Origin of the sequence: Actinomadura latina NBRC 106108 (genome assembly GCF_001552195.1) — a bacterium.
In the GTDB taxonomy this organism is placed as follows: domain Bacteria; phylum Actinomycetota; class Actinomycetes; order Streptosporangiales; family Streptosporangiaceae; genus Spirillospora; species Spirillospora latina.
This window is the reverse complement of sequence record NZ_BCQS01000008.1, coordinates 237,548-260,257: the sequence shown is the minus strand read 5'-3', so window position 1 is coordinate 260,257 and position 22,710 is coordinate 237,548. Positions and strand designations below refer to the sequence as shown.

Below are 22,710 nucleotides of genomic sequence, written 5' to 3'. Positions count from 1 at the left end.
ACCGTCGGGGTCACCGTCGGGGTCACCGTCGGGGTCACCGTCGGGGTGGGCGTGGGCGGCGCGCAGGTCGACCTCGTGATGGTGTTGCTGTCGAGGGTCACTGCGCCGTTCCGAGCCAACGCCCTGCCGTCGATGGTCGCTCCGGTTGTCACCGAGATCGACGTCAGGGCAAGGATGTTGCCCACGAAGGTGGAGTTGGTGCCCAGCGTTGCGGAGCTTCCCACCTGCCAGAAGACATTGCATGGCTGAGCGCCGTTGATCAGGGAGACAACGCTGCCTGATGCCGTGATGAGCGTGGACGCGATTTGGAAGATGAAGACCGCGTTCGGGTCGCCCTGCGCGTCGAGCGTGACCGTCCCGGTGAGCCCGAGCGAGGACGTGGACCGGTAGACACCCGGCACGAGTGTCTGACCTCCGAGGTCTCCCGAGACGCTGATGGGAGGAGTACGTCCGGCAGCGTCGTTGTATGCGGCAGTCAGATCGGTCTGCGCCTGGGCCGCGACCGCATCGGCGCTGTGCTGCACTCCGTTCACCGTTCCCGGTGGAAACCCGCTGATCGCGGTGCCCGGACTCACACCCAGATCCCCATTGATGACACTGGGGCCCGTATTGGTGACCGCCGACCCGGCAAGAACCGCGAAGCTACTGGCGGTTCCGAGGTCCACAGGCGCTTGAGCGGCTCTGGCTCTGGATTGCAGAGCGACGAATATGGCCAGGCCGAGAATACACGCGACGCCGGCCGCCAAGCAGGAAAGCAAGAAGCTCCTACGGGACGACACGCCGACAAAAAGGGTAGATTTCATTTGACGGATTTTCCTCCCCCGTTAAGCGAGACGAGATGCGCCCGTCGTCACGGGCAGAAAGAGCTGAACACGTCCGGCCGAATCGATCACCGCCTTCATTGCGTGCACCCCGAGACGAAACAGCGATTTCGGAGTCCCGGGAACTTCGTCCAGAGAATGCGCTTCGAGTCCGCCGGAGACATTCCCGACAGAAAATGCAAACTATCTAAAACAGCAACCAAATTATGATCAACTCTTCCACGAGCATCCCATAGCAGGTCATATCTCAGATATATGTCGATACCCGACAAACGGGGCTCACCGATGCGGGCGGCATACGAATGACCTGCTTTCCCGGGCACCACCGGTACGCAGACCGCCGCCCAAGGGACCACGGCCCCGCCGGGCGGCACCGCACCCCGCGCCACCCGCAAGTACGGCCCCAGGAAAAGAGTCGTCACAGACGCTCTGCCGCCAAGGTGGTCGTGTCACCACCGCACGGTTCTCGCCCGAACGACGGCAGGGGCCAGGAGCCCGGCCGCTCTTCGGGCGAGGCACATCACCGGCCGCCACATGAGGTAGGCGGCCACGGCCAAACCGTACAAGAGATAGATCTGCTGGCCGGTGGTCAGAACCTTGTTCTCCACGAACGGGTACCAGAGAGCGCTGAACTCCGGCGTGTAATAGCAGAGCGGAGCCTCGTAGAGCCCCTTTCCGTCCGGCCAGCAAACCTTTATGGTGTCCACGTCCCCGAAGACGGCGCCGTTGAGCCCCGCCCACAGCGACATCGTCAACGCCACCACCGTGATGACGTCCGCTCCGATCGCCGTGCCCGGACGGAAGACGCGGACGGCGAGCACGAAGGATGCTGGGACCGAGGCGAACAGCAGATACCGCGGACCCCAGAACGTCGATCCGCTCCATGACCAGTAGGTGGCATAGGTGAGGATCAGGCCTATCGCGAAGGCCATCCACAACTCGTATGCGGCGACCGGATCGAATCTCTTGCACCTGCCGGCCAACTCTTTCAGTCGGCTGCGCACCGGCAGAAAGAGCCCCGGCGCGAAGAACAGGAGTCCCTTGCCAAAGGACAGGGTGAGCGACAGCAGACCGAAGAAGATCGGATAACTGAATCCAGGAAGACCCGAAAATGGCATGATGGTTCGACGGCCATAATTTATGTCGTACCCCGTATTGAAGGGGCTGCCCCGCCGAATCCATGATTCCAGCATCACCAGGGTGACCGCGGCGAGAACCGCGAGGGCCCAACGAAGGCGGCGGCTGTCCCAGATCCGGTGCGCGGTCAGCAGCGTCAGTGCGGGGAGCGTCGCGGGGGTGCTCGCCACGGCGATGACAACCGTGAACCAGCCAAGCCTCACCTTGTCGATCAGGATGGCGATGGTGCCCGTCATCACGAGGATGGCCGTGAAAACCTCTCCGTAATACCACAACTGGTGGTAGGGGAACATCGAGCCGAACACCAGCAACAGGATGAAGGTCCGCAGCAGGCGTCGGGGGACCCTGCTGCGCAACGCGAGATAGAAGAAAGTCACCCCACCAATCAGGAGAAAAGCGTTATAGCGCAGGCACCACCATTCTTCGGCGCCGAACAGTCTTCCCCCCAACCACAGGGGAGCCGAGAGGATCGGGCCGATCATGGAGTACTTTGCGTCCGGCATGGCGCCCTGTTCGAGCAGGGCGGTGAGCTGAGCGTAACGGTACGATCCGTCCCCCCAGGCATATCGGGGCAGGATGAAGAGCATGGCGCCGAGCCCAGAAATGATCAGCGCCGTTTCGAACCTGGCACGCGCCGGACTGTCGTCTGGATCCCTGGACACGGCGTCAGCGGCACTCGGCCTCGGACGGGCGTATACCGTAGTTCGGACTGTCCTTGTCATTGTCCTGCCGTGCCTCATTTCCGTCCCGCGGAACCACCCACCACAGTTTTCGTTAAGATTCCCCGGGTGAGGCAAGAATGCGTCCGCGTTCGTCTAAGGACCGTCCTCATTCGCACCAAGGCCCGCTCTCTGGAGTGATCTTCGCGATCAGATTCACACAAGAGACTATTTCGCAATGCAAATAGGCCCTTATGGGCGAACATCCGGACAAGGCGGCTGCGCGGGGAAAGCCGACCGGCCCCCGGTCAGGGCCGCCCGAGACGACCTACCGCGTGTACGTACTTTCGCGCTGGGTACGCAACCGATATTCCGCTCCGGCACCGCGGATCACTGATAGCAAAACGGGAAAAAAGCGGGCATCTGAGGCATCCGTGAGGAGTCGGTACACGCAAAAGCGACAAACATGGCTCAAAGTATCGTTATGCGTGCAACATCCTGTAAGGAGTGATGGTCGATGACGGCACCACTCGTCGAAGTCGTCCGCGCGGCGGCGGACGGCGCGCAAGTCTCGATGTCGCTGCCATCGGAGGCGGGCACGCTGCGCTGGTACGGCGCGACCAAGTTCAGTGGTCCCAACTACCTGCGGAGTTTTCACCTCGCGGAGGCGGGCCAGCACGACGTGGTCCCGCGGAACATCCTCCCTGGGGCGAGCAAGCGGGTCTACCGCCGGAGCAGCTTCGACATCGTGGTCTACGAGGCGGTTGACCGCTCGAACGGCTGCCTCGTCTTCGCGGGTCCCTACAACGAGGCGACCACGTGGTTCGGCGGCCCTCCGCCGCGGCCCGCGGTGCTGAACCGCATCGTCTCCATGCTGACGTTCGTCGACTCGCCGATCGGTGCGCGGGTGACCGCGAAGCCCGCCACGAACATCCAGCAGCACGGGACCATGCTGGTCGGCTCCGACGCGCGCATGACCGTCATCGCCAGGGACGCGCGGAACGCACGGGACGGCCTGCCCGCCTGGCGCGGTCACCAGCACGGGGACGCCGAGGTCTGGCGCATCCGGCAGAACCTCCGCGAGGAGCAGGCGGCCAAACTGGCTGGAACGCCCTTCGAGTGGTCCTACACCTTCGCCAACCCGACCGCGGTGTTCGACGTCAGTTTCCGGAGCGAGCCGCCGCCCGGCGTCACGCGCAGGGGCACGGTGGACACGGACCACGTCAACGCGGTGCTGTCCGGCCTGAAGGTCGCCTGGGCGGCGTGAGGAATCCCCGTGATGAGCCTGCCGACCGCCTTCAGCCTCTGCTCCCTCCTCGTCTCCGTCTTCGCCGTACTGGCCGTCGGCGCCGTCTACTCCCGGCTCCGCATGCTGGAGCGGACTGCGCTGGCCCCCGGGAGCACGCTGCTCGCCGACGAGCACCCGGTCGCTCCGGAGGCCCTTAGGCCCGTAGGGGACGCCACGGCCACGCTGGTACTGCTCCTCAGCGACGGCTGCTCCGTCTGCGGTGTCGTGTGGCGGGCCGCCTCCGAGTACGTCGCCACCCACGATCTCGCCGGCTCGCGGGTCGTCGCGCTACTCGCCTCGCAGGATGCCGCCGAGATATTCGACGACGTTCCAGAAATGGAGTGCATCGTGGACCCCGGGATGTGGTCCGCCCTGTCCGAGGGGTACACCCCCTGCCTCTACCTGGTCGAAACTTCGGGTCGCGTGGCCGATCGCCGGTTTCTCTACGCCGACACCGACGTCCCCGCCCTCCTCGCCGATCTCGTCCGGATACCGGATCCCACCAGGAGCCGCCATGCGCTTTGATTCGATCCCCACGGCAGAGGACGCTCCGGCGGACGCCGTCCCAAGCCGGGTCCGGGACCTCATACCCAGCCCCCCGGCATCGCGGCGAACCATGATCAAGGGCTTGGGGGCCGCGGCGCTGGCCGCCACGCTGGTGCCCTACGACTGGGTGTCCTCCCGCCGGGCGGCCCGCGCCGACCCGGCCCCGACGTCGGAGTGGACCGACCCGCACTGCGGCGGCGGCGGCATCGGGCCGTACACCCCGGCCAACTCGAACTGGTGGGACGGGGACCCGGACATATGCTTCGGGGGCTGGCGATTGGGCAGCGAGCCCTGCAATGCCGACAACCGTCACTTCGACGGGTACTGGGAGTACATCCACGCCGGGATCTGGGAGTGCGTCTGGGCTCAGCGCACCCCGAGATCCTGCGCCGGCCGGAACTCCTGGCGATGGTCGGCCCCGGACGGCAACACCTTCCGGTGCTCGGACGCCTGGACCCACATCTGCTGGGTCGACAACGAGTACGCGGGCCTCACCATCGCCGTCTGCTCCGTAGGCATGTTGAGCAAGGCGGAACATCCATGACCACTCATCCAGAGTCGTCCGTGCCCACGGACAGGATCGGTCCGTGGTACCGCCGCGTCCTGTTGGACCCGCTCAGCGTCGCCGTGCCGATCGTGGCCGGTGCCGCCGTACCGGCGGCGCTGGCCACGGCGGGACCAGATCGGCATGGGCCGACGGCGGCGGGGATGGTGACGCTCCTGGCGTGCTGCTGGGCGGGGCTCAACGCCGGCTACGCCAACTCGGGCTCCACTTGAAGCCGCAACTCGGCATTCCTGCTGAGCGCGCCGGTCTGGCGCGGTTCCGGTCCCCTGCTGGCCCTCGGGCTCGGCCTGCAGGCAGGCGCCTTGCTGGTCACCCTGGTCGCTGCCGTGTTCGGTGGCCTGGTCCAGGCGCTGCTGCCCTTCTCCGCGCGGGCGGGAGTGTTCGGCCTGGCAGCCCTGGCCGTCCTGCTGCGTGAGTCCGGGCTGGTGAAGCTGCCGGTGCCCGAGAACAAGCGCCTCGTACCAGAGGAGGTGCAGCATCGTGGGCGTCTTGCGGGCCCGATTCAGTTCGGCTTCGAGATGGGGACGGGCATGCGCACGTACTCGCCGTCCGCCCTGCCCCATCTGGTGCTGCTGGCCGTCGTGCTGGTTCTGCCGTTCCCGGGTGCCCTCGCGACTGGAGTCGGCTTCGCGCTGGCCCGCTGGATCATGCCCGCCGCGAGCATCGGTCACGGCGCGGACGGAGCGTGGGAGGATCGCTGGATCGCCCACCGCGGGCTGCTCGCCGCGGGAACCGCGCTGGGCGTGCTGGTGACGCTCGGCACCGGAATCGTGATGACACCGTGGTGACCGAGGTTGTGGTGGTCTATGACGGGGCCTGCGGCGGCTGCTCGTCCATCGCCGCGCGGCTGTCCCGCGTCCTGGCACCGCCCGTGCTGGTCCGCTCGTGCCGGGACCCCTCCCTGCCCGCCGACTTCCCTGTGCTGGGCGGGTCTTTGCGCGGCCGCCCCTGTCGGCGCCCGACGCTGATCACGGTGTTCTCCGATGGCCGTATGGAGGCGTCGGGTGGGCCGGCCATGCTGTGGCGAGGTGCGCGGATGGTCGCGCCGGGCCGCAGGGCGGACGCGGTCCGGCTGGCCTTGCGGGTCGCCTGGTGGTGGGTGCGGCACAGTTGACCGTCTCTCCGCCCTGACGACGCCGGCACTGAAGACGCCATCGGATGCGGTCACCACCAGCAGCAGGGCTCCCGCACTTCGTCCTCGGCACCAGCCGCAACGGCCAGTGCACCCGCGGCACCCCCGGTCCGGAGGCTGCCGAGTACGGCATGGTCGATCCGGAGGCCGGCGCCTGGTAGGAGCCTATTTACATACATGCAGTATGTATGTAGCCTCCCGAGTGATCCTTTCAAGAGGGGACGATCATGCGGGCTATACAGCAGGCGGCGTGGGGCGGCGCCGAGACCATGGCGGTGGTCGAGGTGGCGGAACCGGAGCCGGTCTTCGGCGAGGTGCTCGTCCGGGTCATGGCGGCCGGGGTCAATCCCGTGGACGTCTACACACGCCGCGGGCAGGCGTACAACCGGGTGCTCGACCTGCCGTTCGTCAACGGCTGGGACGTCGCCGGCGAGGTGGTGGAGACCGGTTACGGCACGTCCCGGTTCCGGCCGGGCGACCGGGTGTTCGGGATGCCGTGGTTCCCCCGGGCGGCGGGCGGCTACGCCGCGCTGCCGTTCGCCTGCCACTGGACCGTGCGGGACGGGCTGATCGCGCATGAGCGGTTCTTCTTCGACTTCCATCAGATGTGCGAGCAGCTCGGGCTGCCCACCGAGGCCGCCGCGGCGAAGTTCGCGGCATGGCGCGAGCGTGCGGAGGAGACGGCGCGATGACGACCTATGTGCTGGTTCACGGTGCCTGGCACGGCGGCTGGTGCTGGCGGGACGTGGCCGCGCGGCTGCGGGAGGCCGGGCACGACGTCCACACCCCGACGCTGACCGGGCTCGGTGAGCGCGCCCACCTGGCGGGCCCGGAGGTCGGCCTGCGCACGCACGCGGACGACCTCCTCGGCCTGCTGGAGTACGAGGACCTCCGGGACGTCGTGCTCGTCGCGCACAGCTACGGCGGCCTCGTCGCGCGGGAGGCCGCCGACCGCATGCCGGAACGCGTCGCCCGCATCACCATGGTCGACGGCTGGGCGGGCCGCGACGGTGAGTCGCTGGACGACCTCGCCCCCGCCTTCTTCCGCGACTGGATCGCATCGGTCACCGTCGACGGCCTGATCCCGTCCGGTCCGGCGGCCGCCGTCGGCGTGACGGAACCGGATCAGGTCGCGTGGCTGGACGCCAGGGTGACGCCCCATCCGCGGCGGACGTTCTCCGACCCGGCCCGGCTGTCCGGGGCCGTCGACGCGATCCCGTGCCGCGCGGTGCTCTGCACGCCCGGCGGCCCCATGCCGTTCGCCCGGATCGCCGACGACCACGGCTGGCCGGCCACCGTCCTGGACGTCGGCCACGACGCGATGGTCACCGCACCGCGCGCGCTGGCGGACATCCTGCTGAAGGACGCGTCCTGATGGCGGCGGCGGTGAAGATCGGTTACCTGCTGCCGACCCGCGACCCGGCGGCGGGCGCTGACGACGACCCGGCCCGGCTGATCGAGCAGGCCAGGCACGCCGACGCCCTCGGATTCGACTCCGTCTGGGCCGGGGACAGCCCTCTCACCCGGCCCCGCGCCGATCCCCTGCTCGTGCTGTCGGCCGTCGCCGTCGCCGCGCCGCGGCTCACGATCGGCACCGCGACGCTGCTGCCCGCACTTCGGCATCCGATCCTGCTGGCGCACCAGCTCGCCACGCTGGACCGGCTCGCCGGCGGACGGCTGATCGTCGGAGTTGGCGCCGGCTTCCCCACCGACGGCACCGAGGCGCAGTTCGACGCGATCGGCGTCCCGTTCCGCACCCGCTTCAGCCGCCTGGAGGAGTCGATCGAGGCGATGCGGCGGCTCTGGAGCGGCAGGGACGTGTCGTTCACCGGCCGGCACTTCGACTTCCGCGGGGCCACCCTCGCGCCCGCCCCGGCGCGTCCGGGCGGGCCGCCGATCTGGCTGGCGGGCGGCGGCGACTCCGCCCTGCGGCGGGTGGCCCGGCTGGGCGACGGCTGGTTGCCCTATCCTCCCGAGGTCGCCGACTACGCCCGCGATCGGGCGGCCGTCGACCGGCTGGCGTCCCGTCCGATGACCGCCGCCCTGTACGCGACGCTCTGCCTGGACGACGATCCCCAGCACGCGCGCACGCTGCTGCGCACGAGCATCGAGCTCTACTACAACTTCCCGTTGGAGACGGTGGAGAAGATCCAGACGATGTTCGCCGGCCCTCCGGTGGACGCCGCCGCCTGGCTGAACCGCTACATCGCGGCCGGGGCCCGGCACCTCGTCATCCGCCTGGTGGGCGGCGACCACCACGCGGACCTGGAGCGGTTCGCCGCCCGCGTCCTGCCCCTGCTGGACGGGTGAGGACGGCTCACCCCCGGCCACCAGGCACCGCACCGGTACCACGTACGTTCTTCTATCCTCGGTTCAGGTCGGGAGGATACGCGGGTGGCATCGAACACGAGTACGCGCCGGAGCCAGCGGGAACGCACCGCCGCGACCACGGGCGCCCTGGTCGCGGCGGCTCGCGAGCTCTTCGTCGAGGACGGCTTCTCCGCCACCTCCCTGGACGCGATCTGCGCCAAGGCCAAGGTGACGCGCGGCGCCTTCTACCACCACTTCGACAACAAGGAGCACATCTTCCGCGAGGTCTACGCCGCCGACCAGAAGAAACTCTCCGCGGCCGTCCGGCAGGCGTTCCAGGCCCAGCCGGACCCGTGGGACGGGATGTTCGAGGGCTGCCGTGCCCTGCTGGAGGCGTCGCTGGAGCCCGCCGTCCGGCAGATCACCCTGCTGGAGGCGCCGGGCGCGCTCGGCTGGTCGGCCATGCGCGACATCCAGGCGGGATGCAAGGACCAGACGCGGCTCGGGCTGGCCATCGCGGTCGAGGCCGGGTGCATCGCCGAACGGCCGCTGGACCCCGCCACCTCGCTGCTGTACGGCGGGATCTGCGAATGCGCCCTGGACATCGCGCGCGCCGCGGACCAGCGTGCCGCGCTGGACGATTCGCTGGCGGAACTGCGCCTGCTCCTCGCCGGCGTCTCCGGGCGTCCCACCGGGGGCTGCGCCCACAAGGAACCCTCCTAAGCCGGCCCTGCGCTTGCCGAAATCACGTCCGCGCAGGTCAAGCAGCATTCTCGTACTCGTTGAGGATCCCGCCCAGACGTTGCCTTCTTCGGGCCTTCAGGTGGGCGATCTGATTCGGTTCGGTGATCGCTGAAGGCAGCGACTTGTGGGCTGGGGGTGGGCGATGATTCGACCCCGTCCGGTCCCTTGTGTCACACGAGTCTGGCAGAGAGGGGACCGCACCAGGAGCCGCAGCCCGCCGCAGTACACCACGAGGCAGCCGGTTCAGCAGCGCCGCGAGCACTGCTTCGCGCTGCCTCGGCTTCCGGTCTCATTGGTCGATCATGCCGATGCCGTGGTCGCCGTATCGGGCTCCTTGGGCTCCGGTGGTGGGGACGGCGGCGTCGATGGCACTGAGGTCGGCCGCGGTCAGGTACAGGTCGAGGGCGGCCATGTTGTCGCGCAGGTGGGGGCGGCGCGAGCTGCCGGGGATGGGGATGATGTCGCTGCCGCGGGTGAGGAGCCAGGCGAGGGCGACTTGGGCGGGGGTGGCGTTCTTGGTGGCGGCGAGGTGAGTGATGGCGTCGACGATGGCCAGGTTGGCCTTGAGGTCGCCGCCGTTGTAGCGGGGGGCGGTGGCGCGGAAGTCGCCGCGGTCGTAACGCGTGGTGGCGCGGACGGTCCCGGTGAGCAGGCCGCGGCCGAGAGGGCTGTAGGCGACCAGTGCGGTGCCGAGGTCCCGGAGCGTGGGCAGGATGTCGGTTTCGACATGGCGTTCCCACAGTGAGTACTCAGTCTGGACGGCGCTGATCGGGTGGATGGCATGGGCGCGGCGGAGGGTGCCGGCCGCGACCTCGGACAGGCCGACGTAGCCCACCTTGCCTTGGGCGACCAGTTCGGCCAGCGCGCCGACCGATTCCTCGACGGGGACGGCGGGGTCGACGCGGGCGAGGTAGTACACGTCGATGCGGTCGGTGCGGAGCCGGCGCAGGGACGCTTCGCAGGCGCTGCGCAGATCGTCGGGTGAGCCGGCGGGGACCAGCCCTTGGGCGGTGCGCCGGACGCCCGTCTTGGTGGCCAGCACGACGCGGTCGCGGTGCGGGGCGAGCACCTGGCCGAGCAGTTCCTCGTTCGCGCCGTCGCCGTAGAAGTCGCCGGTATCGAAGAGGGTGACGCCGGAGTCGAGGGCTTCCAGCAGGGTGGCCGCGGCCTCGTGCGGATCGGCGGGGCCGTAGGCGCCGGTCATGCTCATGCAGCCCAGACCGAGCCGGGAGACTTCGGGGCCGCCGGGCCTGAGAGTGGTGGTGTGCATCGTTCCTCCGTCACACTTCCAGGGCTGAGCGGAGGAACTCGAAGATCTCCGCTCGGGCGACCCGGGCCTGCGGTTCCACCCCTGGCAGGGTGAGGAACGCGTGCCGCGCTCCTGGGTACTCGGTGAGTCGCAGGGACGTCCCGGCCGCCCGCAGCCGCTCGGCGTAGCGGCGGCCGTGATCGGCGACCGCGTCCTGGGCCGGCACTACGAGCAGCGCGACGTCCCGCCGCTCGATCGCGGCCCCGGTGTCCGGCTCCCCAAGGATCGCCCGCGTCGCGCTGGACGCCCGCCAGCGGTTCTCCGCCTCGCGGTAGGCGATCAGTTCTTCGGTCGTTATCACCGAGGAGTCCGGCTCCGGCGGCCGCTTCACAGCTGTGACCTCACTCATGTCTCCATCTCTCCTTCTCCTCAGCTGGCCTCTCAGTGAGTAGACGCCTCCATTATGCACGCGGTGCGTGCAACAGCAAGTGCATAGGCTAGGCTGGACGCTGACGAGAGGGGTGAGATGGCACGCCGAAGGCGTTGGTCGACAGAGCAGATCCTGGACACGGCGGCGGAGCTGCTGCGCACCAGCGATGCCGAGTCGTTCAGCGTGCGCAAGCTCGCCGCGGCGCTCGGGACCGACTCCTCCAGCCTCTACCGGCACTTCCGCAACAAGACCGAGCTGCTGCGCGCGGTCGCCGACCGGATCCTGGTGGCCGCGATGGACGGCTACCGTCCCGAGGGCGACTGGAAGCAGCGCATCACCGCCACAGCCCTGCGCCTGCGCGAGGCCTTCGGCCAGCACCCCCAACTCGCCGCGATCTGGGGGCGCTACGGGTCCGGCGGCACCGGTTCCCGGCTGGTCATGGAGGAAGTGCTACAGGCTTTGCGGGCCTCGGGCCTGCCCGATGAGGAGATTCCGCCCCGCTACCACCGGATCGTGATCCTCCTCGCCGCGCTGATCACATCCGAGGCCGGCTTCGGCACCCTCACCCCCGGCGAGTACGAACAGGGCATGGAGCAGTTCCGTGTCGCGGTCCTCGGCGCCGACCCCGACCGCTTCCCTGCCCTGGCCCACTTCGCCCGCGAGATCCGCCCCCTCGGGGACGACCGCCGCATCGCATTCGATGAGATCCTCACCGCCCACCTCGCCCAGATCGAGGCCGCAATTCCCTGACGCGCCCTCTCGGCCTCCTGGTGGCGCCCGGGCGCACCGGCACGGTCGGACGGACCCAGGCGCGCGCCGCCTCGCGCCGGCGGCGGCGACCCTGCCGGCCTGCCCGAGCTGGCCGACTGGCTCGGGACACGCCGTCCGAGCCCGTGTGCTCGACCTCCAGCCGGCGCGGGCGGGCACCGTGCCACGTGGCTACGCAGTGGCCGCTCGGGGTGATCTCGCTCGAAGCGAGTAGAGGATCGGGAGGTAGGTGTCGCCGAACGGGAACCGACGGGTGCCGTCAGGTCCTTCGGGCAGGATGCGACTTCCGGGGAATTCGGCCTCGGTGTGCTCGCCGAGCCGGTCGATGATCAGTCCCGATCCGGCGGCCGCTGTCACGATCTCGCCCACCGAGTGAGGGTACTGGACCACCTCCTGTGCGGTCATCGACAGGTCCGGGTCCGCATATGTGTTCGCGACGACCTCACGCTGGGGCTCTCCTCCGCCGTAGGGCGCCTGGGCACGGGCATCCCAGAGGGCACGGTTCGCGGCGAGCCCGTCGTCCGGAGAGTTTCCGTTCATGCCCGCAGTGTGGCAGGCCGATTCGAGCGAGCGCCGACACCTGGTGGGTGTTGAGAATCGATCGTTTGCGACAGCGACGCACTGCTCTGTCACTGTGACCTCGCAGCTTTGAGGTTGCTACGCACGGTCCGGGTCGTCGGATGCTCATCGCTGCGGTCGCTCCTACCGGAGGCAGCCCCCATGCGCCGGCGGAACCGGCCGGGTGTCAGCTTCGGGCCCGGATCGACAGCGCCAGGGCCGGGCACATCTCGGCGGCCTGGGCGGCCCCCCGCAGGAAACGGGACGGGATGGCGCCGCCGGTGATGACGGGATAGCCGAACCGGTCCAGCTCGATGAGATCGGGAAGCAGATGCCGGCAGAGCTTGTGGCCGGCGCAGCGCGACCAGTCGATGGCCAGTTGGAGCCCGGACTCCTCCTCGGTCTGCTCACCGGGCACGGGAAGGAACCGGCGGGTGGGACGGCCGCATCCGCCCTTGGTCAGGTGCGCGTCGACGTCGTCCTGGAACGCCTTGAGCGCCGAGAGCAGGAAGCGGGTCGTCCCGTCGGGGTGGCTGCACGCCCCCCGCCCGCGCACGGTCGCGCTGCCGTTGCGGATCGCGGCGAGCGCCTCGTCACCGGTCTTCCCGGCGGCCAGGGCGCCGAAGGACTGGGCGATGGCGGGCAGGCCCATCCGGCAGGGGCCGCACTGCCCTGCGGACTCGGCCCCCATGTAGGCGGCGACGCGGGCGACCTCGCCGACCGGGCACGTGTCCGCCGGCAGCGGGACGATGATCCCGGCGCCGAGCGCGGCGCCCGCCGCCGTCATCGACTCCCGGGACACGGCCGCAGTCGCCGCCTGCGCGGGGGTGAGCCAGGCGCCGTGGTACCCGCCGACCATCACGCCCTGCCCGGCGTCGGTGCCGCATCGGCGCAGCACGTCGGCGAGGGGGACGCCGGTCGGGGTCTCCACCACGACGTGGCCGCCGTCGGGGACGGTGACCGTCAACAGGACGGTGCCGGGCTCGGCGGCCGTGCCGACGGACCGGTAGCCGTCGGCGCCCAGCCCGGCGAGGACGGCCAGCTGCGCGAACGTCTCGGCGTTGGACAGCAGGGTCGGCAGCCGGTCGACACCGCTCTCGGCGGCCCTGACCTTGCGCCCGGGCGGTATGGGCGTCTCGCCGTTGACGCCGCGCACCAGGGCGCCGCCCTCCCCGGTGATGAACCGTTCGGGCAGCTGAACGACCCGGGCCCGGTCGTCCAGCCCGGACTCGGCGATGGCCAGCCGCAGCGATCGCGCGGCCGGCCCCTCATCGGTGATCCCGATGACGAGTTCCCGGGCGCGCAGCGCCCGGACCGCGAGCATCGCGCCGTTCAGCACGAGATGCGGGACGTGCGCGAGCAGCGCCTTGTCCTTGGAGCTCGCCGGCTCGCCCTCGGTGGCGTTGACCAGGACCACGCAGGGCCGGTCGGACCGGGCCGCCGCCTTCTGCACGGCGGTGAGCTTGCGGGCGAAGGGGAAGGCGGCTCCACCCCGGCCGCGCAGGTCGACCTCCTCGGCGAGGGCCACCAGGTCGGGTACCGAGAACCGGGCCGCGACACGGTGCACGCGCCGGTGCGCGGCGGCGTCCAGCCGGGGGACCCGGTCGAGCCCGGCCAGCAGCCGGGGCCGGCCGATCGCCGTCACGTGCGGAAGGGGGCTCACGGGCGGCTCCTCGACCAGCGGCGGGCCTCATCCTTCAGGTCCGCCCAGAACTGCTCGTCGGGCACTCGGGCGACGGCGTCCGCCGGCGGCTTGGCCGCGGGCCGGGCCGGCGACCTGGGGACGGCGGGCTGCACCGGCCGCGGCCGGGTCGCGCGGCGGTGCCGGGAGGCGACGGCGAGGCGCAGCAGCACCAGGACCACGACGCCGGCCGCGCAGGCGAGATAGCTGAACGTCACCCAGCTCTTGGCGGCGCGCCCGGCGTTGAGGCCGTGGACGAGGGCGACCGGCCAGCACACGTAGACGCTCAGATGCAGCAGCCGCCACGTCCAGACCCGGCCGGCGCCGATGAACCGGCCGCGCGCGACACCGATCACGAACGCCAGGATCATCAGATCGCCGGCGACCGGGCCCAGCGAGACCATCAGGCCGTGCCCGCGCAGCCCGGCGGCGGGCAGGACGGCGTCCAGCGCGGTCGCGTGCCGTTCCAGGATCTTGAGGGTCACGTGCACGGCGAGGAAGCTCATCGACAGGGTGGCCGTGGCCCGGTGCCCGGACTGGGCGACGATCCGCAGCCGGACGGGAGTGAACCGGCCGCTCGCCAGCAGCCCGAACACCACCGCCCCGGTCAGCCCGACCAGGGTGAACACCCCGGAGAAGAACTCCAGGAACGCGTGCACGCCGGCCAGCGCGCTCGCGGCCGGAGCGGTCCGCCCTACGGCGGCCGCGGCGGCCAGGCCGGCGGCGAGCAGCAGGACCGTGCGCACCCGCCGGCCGGTGCCGGACGGCATGTTGTCGGAGGAGGAGGTCGCGCTCATGATTCCCGCCGTGTCAGGACACCGACGCCGCGGAGGGCGCCGGAGCCGTGGGGTTGTGCCTCGCCGACGGCGACGGGGAAGCGTCGGAGACGGCGCCGGGAACGGCGCCGAGGTTGGGCAGCGGGTCCCCGGCCTGGAGCCGTGCCCCGGGGCGCTCCGCCCGGATCGGTCCGGACGCGGGCACGTCCAGGGTCCAGCCGCCGATCCGCAGGTAGTGCAGCGGCACCGGGCGGCCGCCGGACAAGAGCCCGAACACCACCGCCGCGGCCCCGTCCACGTGCGCGCCCGTGCAGGACTCCTCGTTCCCGGCCGTCCCGAGGTAGGCGCCCCGCTGGACGACCGCCCCGTCCTTGACCTTCGCGAGAGCGGACATCTGGGAGTACGTCGAGGCGAGCCCGCCGGGATGGATCAGCAGGAGCATGCCGTGGCCGGGCTCGCGGCTGCACAGCCGGTACAGGCGCCCCGGTCCGGCCGCCAGCACCCGACCGTCCCCGCCGGTGAACGCGACCAGTTCCGCGCTGCCCGTGGGGCGCATGGTCCACGACTTGCCCGCCCCCCAGGGCAGTGACAGGCCGGTGTCCTTCAACGCCGCCGGCTTGCCGTACGCGGCCAGAAGCGACCGCTCGGCCTTCGGGACGACGCTGTCCGGCGCTTGCAGCGCGTAGACGGTGAAGCTCCCGGTACCGGTCACGGCGACGTGCCAGCCCGACTTGGTGCGGCGGGCGATGAACAGCGAGGCATCGGGAGGGGCGTCCACGCCCTCGGGCGGAGTGAGGACGGAGGAGCCGAAAGCCCAGCCCCGCGCCGGGTCCGACCGGGACAGCAGGACCCTGGGCGCCGCCGGGGCGCGGCCCCCGAAGTCGCGGCGCGCGAGCGGCGCGCGCTGCCGCAGGACCACGGCGCGCACGGTGCGCACGAGCGGCGTCACCTTCGCCGCCGTCCGGGCGGGTCCCGGGGGGTGCGAGCCGTGCGCCGGCCGCGTCCGGCCGGAGGCGGGTGCGGACGCCCGTGCCGGCCCGCTCCCCGCGGGCGCCACCGTCTGCGCCACGACGGCGGACAGGATGAGCAGGACGGCGCTCGCCCCGGCACCGCCGAGCCACGTGATGCGGTTGGCGAGCGGCAGTATCGACCGGCCGCCCGGTTGGTGGCTGGACATCACCGGACCAGAGTCGCGCCCGAGCCGATAAGGCGGCGCTGCCTCCAGGTTAAGGCTGGGCTAAGAAGCGCGGCCCCGAGGCGGAACCCCGAAACGGACCATGACCCGCGCGCCTTCGGCCGGGGACACGCCGAGCTGGAGGCTGCCGCCACTGGCCTCGGCGGTGCGCCGCACGATGTCCAGCCCCAGCCCGGTGGACGACGCGGTGCTGACGCCGCGGCGCAGCAGGTGGCGCTCGCCGAAACCCGGGCCGGCGTCGTCCACCGTCAGGTAGACGGCGCCGCTGCGCGGTTGCAGCGCCACGGCCAGCGCGCTCCCTTCCGGCGTGTGCGAGAAGACGTTGCCGAGCAGCGCGTCAAGGCAGGCCGAGAGGTCCTCGGCGCGCACCTTGACCGGCAGCGGCCCGGGCGGGACGTCCAGGTCCACGCGGCGTTGCTGCTCGTCCGCCAGCGCCGACCAGAACTCCACCCGCTCGGTCACGATCGCGGCGGCGTCCGCGCACGGCGCCTCCGTGCGGGCCGGCCGGCGGGTGGTGTTGATGAGGTCGGTGACGGTGCGTTCGAGCACGCCCACCTGGTCGCCGATCCGCTCCGCCTCCGCGGGGTCGCTGAGCGTCTCCGCCTCGAGCCGCAGCACCGTCAGCGGCGTCCGCAGCCGGTGCGAGAGGTCCGCCGCCGCCTCCCGCTCCCGGGCGAGCAGTTCGCCTATCTGGCCCGCCAGGTCGTTCAGCCCGGCCGTCACGTCCCGGATCTCCGGCGGCCCGCCCGGCGCGACCCGGACGTCCAGGTCCCCGTGCGAGACCCGCCTGGCCAGGTCGGCCAGCAGGGCGATCCGCCGCACCAGCGAGCGCGCCAGGCGGTCGGCGAGCACCAGGCTCACCGCCAGCAGTCCGCAGCTGAGCGCGGCCAGGATCCCCCACGCCCGCGTCACGCCCGCCCGCATCTGGCGGTCGGACACGGAGGTCCGGATCACCGCCGTCCCGCCGGGCACGCCGAGCACCGCCACCAGGATCTCCCGGCCCCCGGGCGTGTCCACCGTCAGGCTCTGACCGCGCTCGGCGAGCCGCACCCCCGGGTCGCGCACGGCCGGCGACCCGCTGACCCGCCCGTCGGGCCACAGCACCGTCATCGGATGGCCGGTGGAGGCGGTCTGCTGCAGCGCCAGCTCGACCGTCCCCCGGTCGCCCGCCGCCACGACGGGCGCCAGCGACTGCGCCCGCACGTTCGCCGCCGCCAGGGTCCGGGTCCGCGCGACGTCCCGGACCAGCAGCGCCAGCGGGACGAGGAACGCCACCAGCACCAGCACGACCGTCGCCGCCACCAGCAGCGTGATGTGCCGCCTCACGTCGGATCGACGATCTTGATGCCGGAGCCGCGGACCGAGCGCAGGTACCGGGGCATCGAGGCCGTCTCGCCCAGTTTGCGGCGCAACCAGGCCACGTGCACGTCGATCGTCTTGTTCGCTCCGCCCAGCGGCACCTGCCACACCTCCGTCAGCAGCTCGCGTTTGGAGACCACCTGCCCGGGGTGCGAGGCCAGGTAGTACAGCAGGTCGAACTCCTTGGGCGACAGTTCGAGCGTCCGCCCGTCCAGCACCGCCTCGCGCGCCGCCGCGTCCATGCGCAGCCCGCCCACCTGGACCGTCGGCGCCGCGGCGTCCGCGCCCTCCGAGCGGCGCAGGACCGCCCTGATCCGGGCGTCGAGCTGCCCGGCGCCGAACGGCTTGACCAGGTAGTCGTCCGCGCCGGCGTCGAGGATCCGCTCGATCTCGCGCTCGTCGTCGCGGGCCGTCGCGACGATCACGGGGACGGGGCTGACCGCACGGATCATCCGCAGCACCTCGGCGCCGTCCAGATCCGGCAGGCCGAGGTCCAGGATCACCAGGTCGGGCCGCGCGGTGACGGCCCGCCGGATCCCTTCCATGCCGGTCGGGGCCGACGCCACCGCGTGCCCGCGCTCGCCCAGCGCCCGGACGAGCCTGCCGCGCACCTCGATGTCGTCTTCCACGAGCAACAGTTGGACCACGCGGCAACGCTAGACCGCCCGGTCCGCCGCCACCGGGCGGATCACCCCCTTACGGGGGCCTTAAGGGCAACTTAACCGACACTTAGCGCCGAATCTGCAACAGTCGGCGCATGTCCAAGCACAGCGCGCTCGCCGCCATGGCGTGGGCGGCGTCCGCTGTCATCGCGATCATCTCGGGCATGGCGGCGATCTCCGCGGTGGGCTCCGGCATCACCGACCGCGGCACCGAGCCCATGACCCCGCATGAGGTGGAGGCCGCGCTGGCCGCCCCCACGGCCGGCCCGGCCCCGTCGCCCGCGTCGTCCGCGGCCCCGCGGCCCTCGCACCGCCCGGCTCCGACGGTCACGGTCACCGAGAAGATCACCACCGCCGTCACCAACCTCGCCTCCGAGGCCGGCGACATCGTCGCCCGCTGCGACCACGGCTCGGCGTACCTGGACTCCTGGACGCCCCGGCAGGGTTACAGCGTCGGCGACAGCCGCCGCGGACCGCAGGCCCCCGTCTTCGTCCGCTTCCGGTCGTCCGCCCGCCAGGTCACCATGGCCGTCGCCTGCCGCGGCGACCGCCCCTTCGCCACCATCCGCAGGGAGCGCACGGACCGCACCGGCGAGCATCCCTATGACCGCACGCATAATGAAGACCCTTATCACCACCATTCCGAGACCGGCGAATAGCGAGCTGATTCCAGAATCTGGTCATGGGCCTTGAGGACTCCGGCCGCCGGGCGCGGTTCGTGATTCGCGGCCGGGGAACGCGGACTGATACCGCTGCGCGTACCTGGTCGGTTGCTCGCCGAACATGCCCTTGAAGTCGCGGATGAAGTGGCCCTGGTCGGCGTAGCCGAGGTCCGCCGCGAGCGCGGCCCAGTCGATCGCCCCGCCGGCGGCCATGCGTGCGGTCACCTCGTGCAGGCGGTAGCGGCGGATCACCCACTTGGGCACGATGCCGACGTACTCCGCGAACAGCCGTTGCAGCCCCCGCATGCTCAGCCCCAGTTCGCCGGCGAGGCGCTCGACCCTGGTCACGGTCTTGTCCTTGGCGATCAGCTCCACCGCGGCCACCGCCTGGCGCACCCGGGGGTCGTCGTCCGGCAGGTGTTTCAGCAGGAACGCGTCCACGGCCGGCACGTCGAGCGTCGTGGGCAGGTCCGGGCCGAACACCTCGGCCGCCGGGACGACGCGGTCGGTGATCGTCGAGACGGAGGCACCGAGGAACGGGCGGAAGCAGCCCGGCCGGAACGCGACGCCGAAGACATGATCGCGGCCCTCGAGGACCTTGATCTGGTAGCCGCTGCACACGCCGTTGACGTCCGCGCGGCCGCCGCCGAACGACAGGTGCACGTTCGGGTACGGCACGATCTTCTGCCGGTAGGGCTCGGCGTAGTCCCAGCGAGCCTCCCAGTACCGCTCCACCCATGGCGCGAGCGCCGGCGACGGGCTGTGGAACGTGTGGCGCTGATACCTGGTCCACGCACCCCGCAGCTCACGAACGTCCCGCTCCACACGGCAAAGTGTATGTCGCCTTTGTCCAATACCCTTCCGGCCTGGGCCGCCTAGCCTCGCTGCCATGTCACATCTGTCCAACGCCGCCGAGGCCATGGCCGCGGTCGCCCGCACCATCACCGACGACCAGCTCGCCAACAAGACTCCGTGCACGGAGTACGACGTGCGGGCACTGGTCAACCACCTCCTGTTCTGGGGCCCGTCGCTCGCCGGCGGCGGCCGCAAGGAGTCCGTTCCGCAGCCGGCGGGCACCGAGTCCGAGGTGGACCTGGCGGCCGGCGACTGGCGCGGCCGCCTGCTCGCCCTGCTGGACGACATCACGTCGTCGTGGGCGCCGCCGAGCGCCTGGGAGGGCGAGACGAGCATGGGCACACCGCAGACGCTGCCCGCACCCGTCTTGGGCGACATGATCATCGGCGAGCTGGCCATGCACGGCTGGGACCTGGCGGTCGCGACCGGGCAGCGGCTGGAACTGCCCGCCGACCTGCTGACGCATCTGCACGACACGGTGTTCGCCGGCGTGGAGCAAGGGCGGGAGATGGGCATGTACGGACCGGAAGTCGCGGTGCCGGCCGACGCACCCACCCTGGACCGCATCCTCGGCCTGACCGGCCGCGATCCCGCCTGGGCGTAGTCACCGACCGGTGAGGCCGGCCACATCTGGCGCGAGCTGTCGAAGCGTGGTGCGGTGGCGCCGGCGCTCCTCGCAGCACTCCCCGGCTACCGGAAGCCGAGCGGGCGGGACGCCTCGAAATGAGAACACGTTCTTGTCAATGGCGGCGGTGTCGAGCAAGCTACGTCGCATGGATCTGAACGCCCTGGAAGAGATCCGCCAGGTGAAGTACCGCTACCTGCGCTGCCTTGACCTGAAGGACTGGGACGGGTTCGCCGGCACCCTCACCGACGACGCCGTGGGCGCCTACGGGACCCGCGCAGTCGGTGAGCCGCTGCGCCTGGAAGGCCGCGATGCCATCGTCGGCTACATGCGCGACAATCTCGGTCCCGAGATCACCACGGTGCACTTCGCGGGACAACCCGAGATCCGGGTCGACGGCGATAAGGCCGAGGGCACCTGGTGCCTGGAGGACACCGTCATCGCCAAGGCGTTCCGGGTGCTGATCCGCGGATCCGCCTTCTACCAGGAGACGTATCGGCGCTGCGCGGACGGCGAGTGGCGCATCAGTGGCATCGGCTATGAACGGACCTACGAATACTCGGTATCTCTCGACGATGTGCCCAGCTTCAGGCTGCTGGCGGATCGCTGGGCGCCCTCGCTCCCGCAGCCGCGAACCTGACCCTGTACTAAGAGCCGGGCTTGATGCGTGCCGTCGCCCGTCGCCAGCGCGCCGTGGACGAGGTAGCGGTCGTCAGGGGAGTCGGCGGTGAAGGGGCATGGCCAGATCGGTGGTGGTCAGGCCGTGGCTCGCTGCTGCTTGAGGCGGAGTTCCTCCCTGCGGACTTCGGCTTGGACGGCTTGCTCGCGTTCCAGCCAGCCGGGCCTTTCGGCCTTCAGGTTCTCGATCTCGGCCGTGGTGAGGGGGCCCGTGATGCCGGCGCGGGCCAGACCTGAGATGGAGACGCGGAGCTTGGCGGCGACGACCTGGCGGGGGTGGGGGCCCTCACGGCGCAGGTTCGCCAGCCATGAGGGCGGGTCGGCTTGGAGCGCGTTCAATTCGTCCCGGGAGACAGGACCTTCCTGGAACTCGGCGGGTGCTGCCGACAGCAGGATCCCCAGCTTCTTGGCCGCGGTCGCCGACTTCATGGTCTGCGGGGTCTTTGCCTTGGACGTGCCCATGACCCCAAGGGTAGCCAGCGGGAGGGAACTGTCTGGACGTGACTAGGGTGGCGGAGTGACCGATGGTGAGTTCCGGCTGGCCTACGTGCCGGGGGTGACGCCCGCGAAGTGGGCCGGGGTGTGGGCCGAGCGGGTCCGGGAGGTGCCGCTTCGCCTGCTGCAGATGCCGGCGACCGAGGTGGTCCCCCTGCTGCGGAACGGTGACGTGGACGCGGCGTTCGTACGCCTGCCCGTCGACCGCGAGGCCCTCCATGTGATCCCGCTGTACCTGGAGACGACCGTGGTCGTGGTGCCCAAGGATCACGCGGTGGCCGCGGTGGAGGAGGTGGAGCTCGCCGATCTCGCCGACGAGGACGTGTTCGAGCCACTCGACGACGTCTTGACCTGGGACGACCGGCCCGGGCAACCTGCCTTCACCCGTCCTGAGAGCACCGCCGGCGCGATCGAGTTGGTGGCGTCGGGAGCCGGCGTCCTGCTGCTCCCGCAGTCTCTGGCCCGCCTCCACCACCGCAAAGACCTCACCTACCGAACCGTGACCGACGCTCCTCAGTCCCAGATCGGCCTGGCCTGGCTCGAGGCCGTGACGACCGACCTCATGGAGGAACTGATCGGCATCGTCCGCGGCCGCACCCCCAACAGCTCCCGTGGCCGCAATCCCCGGCAGCAGCCCACCCGTAAGAAGCCACCGCAACAGCGCCCCGCCTCCAAGCACCGCCGCCAGAAGCGCCGGCGGAGGTGACGAGAGTCGCGCAACGGGGAAGCTCAAGGTGCCGTTAGAAGGCCTCACGATGACGCGATCGTAGAGCCCGACACGTCATTTGCTCGGCTGGGGAACCTTGCAGTTGGCGGTGGGGTTGAGACCGATGTAGTTGAGCGGACCGGAGGCCAAGGTGATTCCGATCGTGGCGATTCTGGCGCAGCTGCCGTCAAATTGGGTGTAGTAGTGGCGCTGTCCCGCGGCGAGCGCTCCTACGATCAGCCAGGCGATGAGCATCCACCGTCCTGACCTCATCGCTACCTCCGGTGACCGCTTCGCCGACCCTGGGGTACGACAGTAACGACAAGATCGTCCATAGTTAAGCAAGTCGGGCCGGGTGTGTCACGTCACCACGGTCTCGCGCGGCCGGCGACGGGCCCGGAACCCGCGCCACCTCGGCGATGAACTGGCTCGCCGCGCGCATCGCAGGCCAATCCCCAGGGCAACTACCGCTGCCCCTTCCACACCGTCCGGCCTCTGGCGGCACGGGTCAGTTCCGCGTACCAGGACAGGATCGTTCCCGGCTTGGTCGTCATCGGCTTGCCGTCGTCGGACTTCCATGTGTGCGCGCGTGCGACGTCCTGGCGGGTGCCGAGGTAGGCGTAGGTAGTGGGGTCGAGGATGATGCTGGTCCGTTCGCCGAGATCGTCGGTCCGGGCGCCCCCGAAGACCCGCGATTGCACAGGGCACCGCAAAAGACCCATCGACAGTCGCGACCCGCTCCTCACCGAAAACGCTGCGGCGCGCGTCGGGTGACAACGCGCGCCGCAGCGGTTCCCGCGGGTCGGCGG

Annotated in this window: 30 protein-coding genes; 16 read left to right on the top strand and 14 right to left on the bottom strand. The window is 70.7% G+C overall.

Annotated features, from left to right (window positions below):
- A partial coding sequence (locus AL2_RS36305) for an ice-binding family protein (protein WP_157438164.1) occupies positions 1 to 803 on the bottom strand: 803 nt, incomplete at its 3' end.
- A 467-nt stretch (positions 804 to 1,270) separates the two neighbouring features.
- Positions 1,271 to 2,545 (bottom strand): hypothetical protein, encoded by a 1,275-nt coding sequence (locus AL2_RS14950; RefSeq protein WP_157438163.1) that lies wholly within the window; start codon positions 2,543 to 2,545, stop codon positions 1,271 to 1,273.
- A 589-nt stretch (positions 2,546 to 3,134) separates the two neighbouring features.
- On the opposite strand from AL2_RS14950, the gene AL2_RS14945 reads away from it, so the two are divergent.
- The 11 genes from AL2_RS14945 (at position 3,135) to AL2_RS14900 (ending at position 9,181) form a co-directional block, all read left to right on the top strand.
- Positions 3,135 to 3,884 (top strand): hypothetical protein, encoded by a 750-nt coding sequence (locus AL2_RS14945; RefSeq protein ID WP_067634205.1) that lies wholly within the window; start codon positions 3,135 to 3,137, stop codon positions 3,882 to 3,884.
- A 12-nt stretch (positions 3,885 to 3,896) separates the two neighbouring features.
- The gene (locus AL2_RS14940) at positions 3,897 to 4,430 is read left to right on the top strand and encodes a hypothetical protein (RefSeq protein ID WP_157438162.1); all 534 of its coding nucleotides are present in this window, start codon (positions 3,897 to 3,899) and stop codon (positions 4,428 to 4,430) included.
- A gap of 91 nt (positions 4,431 to 4,521) precedes the next feature.
- Positions 4,522 to 4,995, top strand: a complete 474-nt coding sequence (locus AL2_RS14935) for a hypothetical protein (protein ID WP_067634203.1) — start codon at positions 4,522 to 4,524, stop codon at positions 4,993 to 4,995.
- Positions 4,992 to 5,228 (top strand): hypothetical protein, encoded by a 237-nt coding sequence (locus AL2_RS14930; RefSeq protein ID WP_067634201.1) that lies wholly within the window; start codon positions 4,992 to 4,994, stop codon positions 5,226 to 5,228. The genes AL2_RS14935 and AL2_RS14930 overlap by 4 nt, the downstream gene beginning before the upstream one ends.
- A gap of 90 nt (positions 5,229 to 5,318) precedes the next feature.
- Positions 5,319 to 5,804, top strand: a complete 486-nt coding sequence (locus tag AL2_RS14925; protein ID WP_083946516.1) for a hypothetical protein — start codon at positions 5,319 to 5,321, stop codon at positions 5,802 to 5,804.
- Complete coding sequence (locus AL2_RS14920; protein WP_157438161.1) at positions 5,801 to 6,130, top strand: hypothetical protein; 330 nt, start codon at positions 5,801 to 5,803, stop codon at positions 6,128 to 6,130. The genes AL2_RS14925 and AL2_RS14920 overlap by 4 nt, the downstream gene beginning before the upstream one ends.
- 44 nt (positions 6,131 to 6,174) lie before the next feature.
- Positions 6,175 to 6,309, top strand: coding sequence for a hypothetical protein (locus tag AL2_RS39750; protein ID WP_281181587.1), 135 nt, complete (start codon positions 6,175 to 6,177; stop codon positions 6,307 to 6,309).
- A gap of 66 nt (positions 6,310 to 6,375) precedes the next feature.
- A complete protein-coding gene (locus tag AL2_RS38515; RefSeq protein WP_067634197.1) occupies positions 6,376 to 6,840 on the top strand; it encodes an alcohol dehydrogenase catalytic domain-containing protein in 465 nt (154 codons plus the stop codon).
- The gene (locus tag AL2_RS14910) at positions 6,837 to 7,523 is read left to right on the top strand and encodes an alpha/beta fold hydrolase (protein WP_067634196.1); all 687 of its coding nucleotides are present in this window, start codon (positions 6,837 to 6,839) and stop codon (positions 7,521 to 7,523) included. The genes AL2_RS38515 and AL2_RS14910 overlap by 4 nt, the downstream gene beginning before the upstream one ends.
- A complete protein-coding gene (locus tag AL2_RS14905; protein WP_067634195.1) occupies positions 7,523 to 8,458 on the top strand; it encodes an LLM class flavin-dependent oxidoreductase in 936 nt (311 codons plus the stop codon). Before AL2_RS14910 ends, AL2_RS14905 begins: the two co-directional genes overlap by 1 nt.
- Positions 8,459 to 8,542: 84 nt before the next feature.
- Positions 8,543 to 9,181 carry a TetR/AcrR family transcriptional regulator gene (locus AL2_RS14900; protein WP_067634193.1) on the top strand — a complete coding sequence of 213 codons (639 nt, stop codon included), beginning with the start codon at positions 8,543 to 8,545 and terminating at the stop codon, positions 9,179 to 9,181.
- 310 nt (positions 9,182 to 9,491) lie between these two features.
- On the opposite strand, the gene AL2_RS14895 is transcribed toward AL2_RS14900, so the two are convergent.
- Positions 9,492 to 10,472: an aldo/keto reductase gene (locus tag AL2_RS14895; protein WP_067634190.1), complete on the bottom strand. Its 981-nt coding sequence runs from the start codon at positions 10,470 to 10,472 to the stop codon at positions 9,492 to 9,494.
- A gap of 10 nt (positions 10,473 to 10,482) precedes the next feature.
- On the bottom strand, positions 10,483 to 10,860 hold the full coding sequence (locus AL2_RS14890; RefSeq protein ID WP_083946515.1) for an alpha/beta hydrolase: 378 nt from the start codon (positions 10,858 to 10,860) through the stop codon (positions 10,483 to 10,485).
- Positions 10,861 to 10,977: 117 nt separating this feature from the next.
- Between AL2_RS14890 and AL2_RS14885 the strand changes: the two genes are divergently transcribed.
- A complete protein-coding gene (locus tag AL2_RS14885) occupies positions 10,978 to 11,631 on the top strand; it encodes a TetR/AcrR family transcriptional regulator (protein WP_067634186.1) in 654 nt (217 codons plus the stop codon).
- Between the two features lie 189 nt (positions 11,632 to 11,820).
- Here the strand turns inward: AL2_RS14885 and AL2_RS14880 are convergent, their stop codons facing one another.
- From AL2_RS14880 to AL2_RS14855, 6 genes are all read right to left on the bottom strand, one after another.
- Positions 11,821 to 12,189, bottom strand: coding sequence for a hypothetical protein (locus AL2_RS14880; protein ID WP_067634184.1), 369 nt, complete (start codon positions 12,187 to 12,189; stop codon positions 11,821 to 11,823).
- A gap of 205 nt (positions 12,190 to 12,394) precedes the next feature.
- On the bottom strand, positions 12,395 to 13,870 hold the full coding sequence (locus AL2_RS14875) for an NADH-quinone oxidoreductase subunit NuoF family protein (protein ID WP_067634182.1): 1,476 nt from the start codon (positions 13,868 to 13,870) through the stop codon (positions 12,395 to 12,397).
- The gene (locus AL2_RS14870) at positions 13,867 to 14,685 is read right to left on the bottom strand and encodes a hypothetical protein (protein ID WP_067634181.1); all 819 of its coding nucleotides are present in this window, start codon (positions 14,683 to 14,685) and stop codon (positions 13,867 to 13,869) included. The genes AL2_RS14875 and AL2_RS14870 overlap by 4 nt, the downstream gene beginning before the upstream one ends.
- 13 nt (positions 14,686 to 14,698) lie before the next feature.
- On the bottom strand, positions 14,699 to 15,841 hold the full coding sequence (locus AL2_RS14865; protein WP_067634179.1) for a M23 family metallopeptidase: 1,143 nt from the start codon (positions 15,839 to 15,841) through the stop codon (positions 14,699 to 14,701).
- Positions 15,842 to 15,901: 60 nt separating this feature from the next.
- Positions 15,902 to 17,185: a sensor histidine kinase gene (locus AL2_RS14860; RefSeq protein WP_067634177.1), complete on the bottom strand. Its 1,284-nt coding sequence runs from the start codon at positions 17,183 to 17,185 to the stop codon at positions 15,902 to 15,904.
- On the bottom strand, positions 17,182 to 17,865 hold the full coding sequence (locus AL2_RS14855) for a response regulator transcription factor (protein ID WP_067634175.1): 684 nt from the start codon (positions 17,863 to 17,865) through the stop codon (positions 17,182 to 17,184). Before AL2_RS14855 ends, AL2_RS14860 begins: the two co-directional genes overlap by 4 nt.
- 110 nt (positions 17,866 to 17,975) lie before the next feature.
- Between AL2_RS14855 and AL2_RS14850 the strand changes: the two genes are divergently transcribed.
- On the top strand, positions 17,976 to 18,539 hold the full coding sequence (locus AL2_RS14850) for a hypothetical protein (RefSeq protein WP_157438160.1): 564 nt from the start codon (positions 17,976 to 17,978) through the stop codon (positions 18,537 to 18,539).
- Positions 18,540 to 18,560: 21 nt separating this feature from the next.
- Here the strand turns inward: AL2_RS14850 and AL2_RS14845 are convergent, their stop codons facing one another.
- On the bottom strand, positions 18,561 to 19,367 hold the full coding sequence (locus tag AL2_RS14845) for a helix-turn-helix domain-containing protein (RefSeq protein ID WP_210747602.1): 807 nt from the start codon (positions 19,365 to 19,367) through the stop codon (positions 18,561 to 18,563).
- Positions 19,368 to 19,431: 64 nt separating this feature from the next.
- Between AL2_RS14845 and AL2_RS14840 the strand changes: the two genes are divergently transcribed.
- Together AL2_RS14840 and AL2_RS14835 are read left to right on the top strand one after the other, a co-directional pair.
- Positions 19,432 to 20,001: a TIGR03086 family metal-binding protein gene (locus AL2_RS14840; RefSeq protein ID WP_083946514.1), complete on the top strand. Its 570-nt coding sequence runs from the start codon at positions 19,432 to 19,434 to the stop codon at positions 19,999 to 20,001.
- Positions 20,002 to 20,170: 169 nt separating this feature from the next.
- Complete coding sequence (locus AL2_RS14835) at positions 20,171 to 20,662, top strand: nuclear transport factor 2 family protein (RefSeq protein ID WP_067634172.1); 492 nt, start codon at positions 20,171 to 20,173, stop codon at positions 20,660 to 20,662.
- 116 nt (positions 20,663 to 20,778) lie between these two features.
- On the opposite strand, the gene AL2_RS14830 is transcribed toward AL2_RS14835, so the two are convergent.
- Positions 20,779 to 21,162: a DUF5997 family protein gene (locus AL2_RS14830; protein WP_067634167.1), complete on the bottom strand. Its 384-nt coding sequence runs from the start codon at positions 21,160 to 21,162 to the stop codon at positions 20,779 to 20,781.
- A gap of 55 nt (positions 21,163 to 21,217) precedes the next feature.
- Between AL2_RS14830 and AL2_RS14825 the strand changes: the two genes are divergently transcribed.
- Positions 21,218 to 21,901 (top strand): LysR family transcriptional regulator substrate-binding protein, encoded by a 684-nt coding sequence (locus AL2_RS14825; RefSeq protein WP_067634165.1) that lies wholly within the window; start codon positions 21,218 to 21,220, stop codon positions 21,899 to 21,901.
- Between the two features lie 75 nt (positions 21,902 to 21,976).
- On the opposite strand, the gene AL2_RS14820 is transcribed toward AL2_RS14825, so the two are convergent.
- Together AL2_RS14820 and AL2_RS14815 are read right to left on the bottom strand one after the other, a co-directional pair.
- On the bottom strand, positions 21,977 to 22,156 hold the full coding sequence (locus tag AL2_RS14820) for a hypothetical protein (RefSeq protein ID WP_174550849.1): 180 nt from the start codon (positions 22,154 to 22,156) through the stop codon (positions 21,977 to 21,979).
- Positions 22,157 to 22,365: 209 nt separating this feature from the next.
- Positions 22,366 to 22,602: a hypothetical protein gene (locus AL2_RS14815; RefSeq protein ID WP_067634161.1), complete on the bottom strand. Its 237-nt coding sequence runs from the start codon at positions 22,600 to 22,602 to the stop codon at positions 22,366 to 22,368.
- Positions 22,603 to 22,710 lie beyond the last annotated feature (108 nt).

Coding starts and splice junctions, on each gene's coding strand:
- AL2_RS14830 (WP_067634167.1), bottom strand. CDS start 21,162: ATGGGCACGTCCAAGGCAAAGACCCCGCAGACCATGAAGTCGGCGACC.
- AL2_RS14850 (WP_157438160.1), top strand. CDS start 17,976: ATGTCCAAGCACAGCGCGCTCGCCGCCATGGCGTGGGCGGCGTCCGCT.
- AL2_RS38515 (WP_067634197.1), top strand. CDS start 6,376: ATGCGGGCTATACAGCAGGCGGCGTGGGGCGGCGCCGAGACCATGGCG.
- AL2_RS14880 (WP_067634184.1), bottom strand. CDS start 12,189: ATGAACGGAAACTCTCCGGACGACGGGCTCGCCGCGAACCGTGCCCTC.
- AL2_RS14885 (WP_067634186.1), top strand. CDS start 10,978: ATGGCACGCCGAAGGCGTTGGTCGACAGAGCAGATCCTGGACACGGCG.
- AL2_RS14895 (WP_067634190.1), bottom strand. CDS start 10,472: ATGCACACCACCACTCTCAGGCCCGGCGGCCCCGAAGTCTCCCGGCTC.
- AL2_RS14945 (WP_067634205.1), top strand. CDS start 3,135: ATGACGGCACCACTCGTCGAAGTCGTCCGCGCGGCGGCGGACGGCGCG.
- AL2_RS14840 (WP_083946514.1), top strand. CDS start 19,432: ATGTCACATCTGTCCAACGCCGCCGAGGCCATGGCCGCGGTCGCCCGC.
- AL2_RS14940 (WP_157438162.1), top strand. CDS start 3,897: ATGAGCCTGCCGACCGCCTTCAGCCTCTGCTCCCTCCTCGTCTCCGTC.
- AL2_RS14820 (WP_174550849.1), bottom strand. CDS start 22,156: ATGCTCATCGCCTGGCTGATCGTAGGAGCGCTCGCCGCGGGACAGCGC.
- AL2_RS14950 (WP_157438163.1), bottom strand. CDS start 2,545: ATGCTCTTCATCCTGCCCCGATATGCCTGGGGGGACGGATCGTACCGT.
- AL2_RS39750 (WP_281181587.1), top strand. CDS start 6,175: ATGCGGTCACCACCAGCAGCAGGGCTCCCGCACTTCGTCCTCGGCACC.
- AL2_RS14910 (WP_067634196.1), top strand. CDS start 6,837: ATGACGACCTATGTGCTGGTTCACGGTGCCTGGCACGGCGGCTGGTGC.
- AL2_RS14870 (WP_067634181.1), bottom strand. CDS start 14,685: ATGAGCGCGACCTCCTCCTCCGACAACATGCCGTCCGGCACCGGCCGG.
- AL2_RS14890 (WP_083946515.1), bottom strand. CDS start 10,860: ATGAGTGAGGTCACAGCTGTGAAGCGGCCGCCGGAGCCGGACTCCTCG.
- AL2_RS14935 (WP_067634203.1), top strand. CDS start 4,522: ATGATCAAGGGCTTGGGGGCCGCGGCGCTGGCCGCCACGCTGGTGCCC.
- AL2_RS14930 (WP_067634201.1), top strand. CDS start 4,992: ATGACCACTCATCCAGAGTCGTCCGTGCCCACGGACAGGATCGGTCCG.
- AL2_RS14835 (WP_067634172.1), top strand. CDS start 20,171: ATGGATCTGAACGCCCTGGAAGAGATCCGCCAGGTGAAGTACCGCTAC.
- AL2_RS14905 (WP_067634195.1), top strand. CDS start 7,523: ATGGCGGCGGCGGTGAAGATCGGTTACCTGCTGCCGACCCGCGACCCG.
- AL2_RS14865 (WP_067634179.1), bottom strand. CDS start 15,841: ATGTCCAGCCACCAACCGGGCGGCCGGTCGATACTGCCGCTCGCCAAC.